The 6,561-nt window shown below is 72.8% G+C and carries 7 protein-coding genes; 3 read left to right on the top strand and 4 right to left on the bottom strand.

Annotated features, from left to right (window positions below):
* Positions 1-4: 4 nt before the first annotated feature.
* Positions 5-1,159, bottom strand: coding sequence for an inorganic phosphate transporter (locus AC069R_RS20215; RefSeq protein WP_478768191.1), 1,155 nt, complete (start codon positions 1,157-1,159; stop codon positions 5-7).
* Positions 1,160-1,333: 174 nt separating this feature from the next.
* On the opposite strand from AC069R_RS20215, the gene AC069R_RS20220 reads away from it, so the two are divergent.
* Positions 1,334-1,732 carry a helix-turn-helix transcriptional regulator gene (locus AC069R_RS20220; RefSeq protein WP_478768192.1) on the top strand — a complete coding sequence of 133 codons (399 nt, stop codon included), beginning with the start codon at positions 1,334-1,336 and terminating at the stop codon, positions 1,730-1,732.
* A 62-nt stretch (positions 1,733-1,794) separates the two neighbouring features.
* Positions 1,795-2,211, top strand: a complete 417-nt coding sequence (locus AC069R_RS20225) for a VOC family protein (protein ID WP_478768193.1) — start codon at positions 1,795-1,797, stop codon at positions 2,209-2,211.
* A gap of 6 nt (positions 2,212-2,217) precedes the next feature.
* On the opposite strand, the gene AC069R_RS20230 is transcribed toward AC069R_RS20225, so the two are convergent.
* The 3 genes from AC069R_RS20230 to AC069R_RS20240 all read right to left on the bottom strand — a co-directional run bounded on the left by AC069R_RS20230 (position 2,218) and on the right by AC069R_RS20240 (position 5,382).
* Positions 2,218-2,568: a DUF952 domain-containing protein gene (locus AC069R_RS20230; protein WP_478768194.1), complete on the bottom strand. Its 351-nt coding sequence runs from the start codon at positions 2,566-2,568 to the stop codon at positions 2,218-2,220.
* Between the two features lie 158 nt (positions 2,569-2,726).
* A complete protein-coding gene (locus AC069R_RS20235; protein ID WP_478768195.1) occupies positions 2,727-3,863 on the bottom strand; it encodes a family 2 encapsulin nanocompartment cargo protein polyprenyl transferase in 1,137 nt (378 codons plus the stop codon).
* A gap of 112 nt (positions 3,864-3,975) precedes the next feature.
* A complete protein-coding gene (locus tag AC069R_RS20240; RefSeq protein ID WP_478768196.1) occupies positions 3,976-5,382 on the bottom strand; it encodes a family 2B encapsulin nanocompartment shell protein in 1,407 nt (468 codons plus the stop codon).
* 190 nt (positions 5,383-5,572) lie between these two features.
* Here AC069R_RS20240 and AC069R_RS20245 point away from each other — a divergent pair, with 190 nt between their 5' ends.
* Complete coding sequence (locus tag AC069R_RS20245; protein ID WP_478768197.1) at positions 5,573-6,472, top strand: 1-aminocyclopropane-1-carboxylate deaminase/D-cysteine desulfhydrase; 900 nt, start codon at positions 5,573-5,575, stop codon at positions 6,470-6,472.
* The last annotated feature ends 89 nt before the right edge of the window (positions 6,473-6,561 follow it).

Consider the following 6,561-nt stretch of genomic DNA (forward strand, 5'->3'; position numbering starts at 1 on the left):
GAGTTCAGACGGCGGAGCCGATGTCGGTGGGGGCCTGGGCGCGGAGGGTGACCTCGTGGTGGTCGTTGACGTTGTCGGCGTGCACCGGGTTGCGGCGGGAGACGGCGATGCCGCCCACGGCGAGGGCCAGCGCCACCAGGGCGACGACGACCGTGCCGACGTTGCCGCCGTGCTTGACCACGCTGGCCGCGAGGCCGCCGACCAGCGCGGCGAACGGCAGGGTGATCAGCCAGGCCAGCGCCATCCGCCCGGCCACGCCCCAGCGGACCTCCGCGAGCCGGCGGCCGAGTCCCGCGCCGAGGATGCTGCCGGAGGCGACCTGGGTGGTGGACAGGGCGAAGCCGAGGTGGGCGGAGGTGAGGATCACCGCGGTGGAGGCCGTCTCGGCGGCGAAGCCCTGCGGCGACTGGATGTCCGTCAGGCCCTTGCCCATGGTGCGGATGATCCGCCAGCCGCCCAGATAGGTGCCGAGGCCGATCGCGAGTCCCGCGGAGCCGATGACCCAGACCGGCGGCCCGGCGTCATGGCCGAGCGCGCCCGCCGAGATCAGGGTCAGCGTGATCACGCCCATGGTCTTCTGCGCGTCGTTGGTGCCGTGCGCGAGGGAGACCAGGGACGCGGAGGCGATCTGGCCGAGCCGGAAGCCCTTGGTCACCTGCTCCTGCCGGGCGCGGGCGGAGAGCAGATAGGCGAGGTAGGTGGCGGCGCAGGCGGCCGCGCCGGCCACGAGAGGGGAGACGACGGCGGGCAGCAGCACCTTGTCGAGCACCTGCTCGAAGTGCACGCCCTTGGACCCCGCGCCGACCCAGACCGCGCCGATCAGCCCGCCGAACAGGGCGTGCGAGGAACTGGAGGGCAGCCCGGCGAGCCAGGTCGCCAGATTCCACAGGATCGCCCCGACCAGCCCGGCGAAGATCATCGCGGGGGTGACCAGGGCGTCGTCCACGATGCCCCCGGAGATCGTCCGGGCCACCTCGGTGGACAGGAACGCGCCCGCGATATTGAGAACACCGCTGATCAGGACCGCGATTCTGGGCCGGAGCGCGCCCGTGGCGATGGAGGTGGCCATCGCGTTCGCGGTGTCATGGAACCCGTTCGTGAAGTCGAACGCCAGCGCCGTCACGATGACGACCGCCACGAGGAACGTGAAGTGGTCCATGACTCCAGCCAACCAAGACCCGGCCAATCCCGCGCGAACTGGGAGCGAATGCCCTCCGATGCCGAGGCGGAGACGGGGTGGGGACGGGGTTGAGGGCGGGGTGGGTGCGGGGTGGGTGCGGCGGGGCCGACCGGTCCCGGCCCGGTGTCGGTGGGCTGTGCCAAGCTGGTGGCCGTGAGTCTGGAGGATCTGCGGCGGTTGCGGCGCGTGCGCGACCGGATGGACCGGGAGTACGCGGAGCCGCTCGACATGAGCGAGCTGGCGCGCGGCGCCCTGATGTCCCCCGGCCATTTCCAGCGCAGCTTCCGCAAGGCGTTCGGGGAGACGCCCTACAGCTATCTCATGACCCGCCGCATCGAGCGGGCCAAGGCGCTGCTGCGCCGGGGCGACCTCACCGTGACCGAGGTGTGCCTGGCCGTGGGGTGTACGTCGCTCGGGTCCTTCAGTTCCCGTTTCACCGAGCTGGTCGGCCAGACCCCGAGCGCCTACCGGGCGGCCTCGCACGAACCGGCCGCGGTGATCCCCTCCTGCGTGGCCCGCGCCTTCACCCGGCCACCCCGCCGCCCCTACTGATCTCGCGCGGTAGTTCCCCCGAGCCGCGCGCGCCGCCGTCCCGACCGGCTTAGCGTGAACGCATGAACGTACGACTCGCGCAGTGCTTCATCGCCGTGGACGACCACGACAAGGCCCTCGCCTTCTACCGCGACGTCCTCGGCCTGGAGGTCCGCAACGACGTGGGCTTCGAGGGGATGCGATGGGTGACCGTCGGCTCGCCGCACCAGCCGGACGTGGAGATCGTGCTGGAGCCGCCGGGCGCCAACCCGGACGCCTCCCCGGCCGACCGGCAGGCGCTCGCCGAACTGCTCGCCAAGGGCATGCTGCGCGGGGTCATCCTGGCCACCGACGACTGCGACGCGCTGTGGGAGCGGCTGCGCGAGTCCGGCGCCGATGTGCTCCAGGAACCGACCGACCAGCCGTGGGGCGTGCGCGACTGCGCCTTCCGCGACCCGGCGGGCAATCTGCTGCGCTGCTTCCAGCGCCCGGCCGCCTGAACGCCCCTACGGCAGGCGTCCCTTCACCCCCCAGGGCTCCACCTCCACCACAGCGCTCACCGGCAACGGGCCGTACAGGTGCGGGAATTCCTCACCGCCCGGCTCCCCCGGCTCGTACCTCAGGGGCGCGTCCAGGAGCTCTGGGTCCACCACCAGAAGCACCAGCTCGTCCGGACCGTCGTCATCGCCGTACAAGAAGGCCGCGACGGGCGGGAGTTGCTCGCGCGAGGAGAAGTGGATGAAGCCCACCTCGTCGAGAGTGCGGCCGCGGGTGGACACCTCGTAGGTGCCGCGCTCGCGGGCCGCCTCCCACAGGGAGCGCTCGGTGAGATGGACGATGCGGGACGGTTTCGGCATGCCCCCACGGTAGACGCCGGGACCAGGCAACCGGTGAGGATTCAGGCGGTCGTACGACCGGAGCCCCCGGAGCGCCGTGCGGGGTCAGGAGCCGCACGGGCCCGGAGGCTCCGGGTCCTCGGGGCCGCCGGACGGGCCGGCGGCACGGACCGCGACGCTCAGCTGCTGCGCCGGGTCACGAACTCGGCGAGGGCGAGCAGCCCGCCCGCCGCCTCCGGGTCCGGGATCGCGCGGGCCAGCTCCTGCATCGCGCGGGCCATCCGGTCGGCCGCCTCCGCCTGCGCCCAGTCCCGGCCGCCGGCCCGCTCCACGGCCAGCGCGGTCCGCGCTATGCCCTCGCTGTCCCCGGTGATGTACGGCTTTGCGTACAGCGCGGCGAGTTCGGCCGCCGCCGGGGTGCCGGAGACCAGCGCCGCCACCACCGGCAGGGACTTCTTGCGGGCCGCGAGATCGGCACCGGCCGGCTTGCCGGTGCGCAGCGGCTCACCCCATATGCCGATGACGTCGTCGATCAGCTGGAAGGCGAGCCCCGCCTGCCGCCCGAAGCCGTCCAGCGCGGCCACCTCCTCGGGCCCCACGCCCGCGTACAGCGCGCCGAGGGCGCAGGCGCAGCCCAGCAGCGCGCCCGTCTTCGCCTCGGCCATGGCGAGCACCTCGTCCAGCGTGACCTCGGCCGGGGCGCGGTGCTCCAGGTCGGTGTCGGCGTGCTGGCCGGCGCACAGCTCCAGCACGCAGTCCGCGAGCCGGGCGGCGGCCTGAGCGGCGGCCGGGTGCGGGTCCTCGGCCAGCAGGCGCAGCGCGAGCGCCTGGAGCGCGTCCCCGGCGAGGATCGCGTCCGCGTCCCCGAACACGGTCCAGGCGGTGGGCCGGTGCCTGCGGGTGGGGTCCCGGTCCATCACGTCGTCGTGCAGCAGTGTGAAGTTGTGGACCAGCTCCACCGCCGCCGCGGCCGGTACGGCGGCCGCGCGGGCCGCCGGGCCGCCGAACGCGCCGGCGGCGGCGAGCACCAGGGCCGGGCGGATCGCCTTGCCCGCGTGGCCCGCGGCCGGGCTGCCGTCCACGTGCTCCCAGCCGAAGTGGTAGCGCGCGATCCGGCGCATGGAACCGGGCAGCGAATCGACGGCGGCGCGCATCGCCGGGTCGACCAGTGCCCGGCTCCGCTCCAGCAGCGCCAGCGCCTCCTGCCCGTCGTGCGGACCGGGGCCGGTGTCCCCGGTCCCCCGCCGCCCCTGTGGTGCGCCGGGGTACGGCACACCACAGGAACGCTCATCGATCTCCGTCATGGACTCGGCCATGTCTCCCCCTCGCCAGGTCCGCGGGCACCGGCGGAGCCTGCCCGGCCGGACGCGTACCCCGAGGGTGTACCCGCCCATACGGCCGGGGACACGGCCGCGACGTGCGGAAACGTCACCTCCACCGGCCGATTTCGACGTTCTCCAGCACGCCGAGCGCGTCGGGCACCAGGACGGCGGCCGAATAGTAGGCCGTGACCAGGTACTTGATGATCGCCTGCTCGTTGATCCCCATGAAGCGGACGGACAGGCTCGGTTCGATCTCGTCCGGGATGCCGGACTGCCGCAGGCCGATGACGCCCTGCTCCTCCTCGCCGGTACGCATCGCGATGATCGAGGTGGTCCGCGCCTCGCTGATCGGGATCTTGCCGCAGGGGAAGATGGGCACCCCGCGCCAGGTGGGGATGCGGTTGCCGCCCATGTCGATGGTCTCCGGCACCAGCCCCCGCTTGTTCAGCTCGCGGCCGAACGCGGCGATCGCGCGCGGGTGGGCGAGGAACAGCTTGGTCCCGCGGCGGCGGCTGAGCAGCTCGTCCATGTCGTCCGGGCTCGGCACGCCGTCGTGCGGCTGGATCCGCTGGTCGTACTCGCAGTTGCTGAGGAGACCGAACTCCGGGTTGTTGATCAGCTCGTGCTCCTGGCGCTCCTTCAGCGCCTCGACCGTGAGCCGCAGCTGCTGCTCGGTCTGGTTCATCGGCTGGTTGTACAGGTCGGCCACGCGGGAGTGGACGCGCAGCACGGTCTGGGCGATGCTCAGTTCGTACTCGCGGGGCCGGGGCTCGTAGTCGACGAAGGTGTGCGGGATGTCGGGCTCGCCGGAGTGGCCGGCCGCCAGGTCGACCGCCTTCTCGCCGTACTTGTTGGTGCGCTGCTCCGGGATCGAGCGGAGCTGGGCCAGGTGCGCGCGCAGGGATTCGGAGCGCTCGGCGATCTGCTCGAAGTCCTGGCGGCTGAGGATGAGCACGGTGCTGGCGGTGGCCGCGCGGACCGTGTACTCCCAGATGGCGTCCGGGTCGATCAGCGCCTGGTCGCCGAAGTAGGAGCCGTCGGCGAGGACGCCGAGCACCGAGTCGTCGCCGTAGGGACCGGTGCCGATCTTCTCGACGCGGCCGTGGGCGAGCAGATGCACCCCGTCGTTGCGGTTGCCGAAGTCGGCGATCACCTCGCCGGGGGCGAAGTCGCGCTGGCGGCAGCGCCGGGCCAGCTCGGCCAGGACCTCTTCGTCCTCGTACGACCGCAGGGCCGGGAGTTCGCCGAGTTCGGCCGGGATGACCTCGACCTGGCCGCCGGTCTTGACGAAGGTGATGCGGCCGTCGCCGACGGCGTACGTCAGCCGGCGGTTCACCCGGTACGTGCCGCCCTGGACGTCCACCCAGGGGAGCGTGCGCAGCAGCCAGCGGGAGCTGATCTCCTGCATCTGCGGAACGGACTTGGTGGTGGTGGCCAGGTTCCGCGCTGCCGCGGTCCCGAGGGACTGCTGCGGCTTGCCCTGATCCGTGCGGACCTCATCGCCTACCGACATGTGGAAATGCCCTCCCATGTAATGCACCGGCCGCAGCGGGCCGGTCTCGCATCGAGCGTCCCATCACGCACGGTCGCCCCGCCATTACCCGAAAGAGGGGGAATGGATCATCGGACTAGTGGGCAGAAAGGAGGACTTCGGAAAGGGCCGTGCTCGGACGCGCGTGCCCGGCGTCGGCGACAATGGCACGGTGACCGGCAGCGATCCCCTCGTCCCCCGCCTCCCCTCGCCCCTCCAGGAGCTGCGGGACGAGCGGTTCGAGCGGCGCGGGATCCGGCTGCTGCTCAAGCGGGACGACCTGATCCACCCGGAGCTGATCGGCAACAAGTGGCGCAAGCTGGCGCCGAACCTCGCCGCGGCGGGTGGCCGGCCGCTGGTCACCTTCGGCGGGGCCTACTCCAATCACCTGCGGGCCACCGCGGCGGCCGGACGGCTGCTCGGGGTGGCCACCACCGGGGTGGTGCGCGGTCAGGAGCTGGCCGGCCGGCCGCTCAACCCCTCCCTCGCCCGGTGCGCGGCCGACGGGATGCGGCTGCACTTCGCCGAACGGTCGATCTACCGGCGCAAGGCCGAGCCGGAGACGCTGGCGGCGATCCTGCGCGCGGCCGGCGCCGAGGGCGCGTACGTCGTGCCGGAGGGCGGCAGCAACGCGGCGGCGGTGCGCGGCTGCACGGCGCTCGGCGCGGAACTGCGCGGGCACGCCGATGTCGTCGCGGTCGCCTGCGGCACCGGCGGGACGCTCGCGGGGCTCGCGGCCGGGCTGGCGGAGGGGCAGCGGGCGCTCGGCGTGCCGGTCCTCAGGGGCGGCTTCCTGACGGCCGACACCGAGGCGTTGCAGGAACGTGCCTTCGGCGGCCGTACCGGCGACTGGTCCCTGGACGAGCGCTTCCACTTCGGCGGATACGCGCGCACCACCCCCGAACTCGACGCCTTCGCCGAGGACTTCGAACGGCGGCACGGTCTGCCCGTGGAACGCCTCTATGTCGCCAAGCTGCTCTACGGACTCGTCACCCTCGCCGGGGAGGGCGCCTTCCCGCGCGGCACGACGCTCGCCGCCGTCGTCACCGGCCGGCCGTTCCCCGAGCCCTAGGACCTGTCTGATAATCGATCTTATGGTGGGTCGTGGTGAGCTGACGGATGCGGCGTGGGAGCGGATAGCGCCTTTGCTGCCGGGTGTTG

Source organism: Streptomyces sp. NPDC043952 (assembly GCF_056435325.1).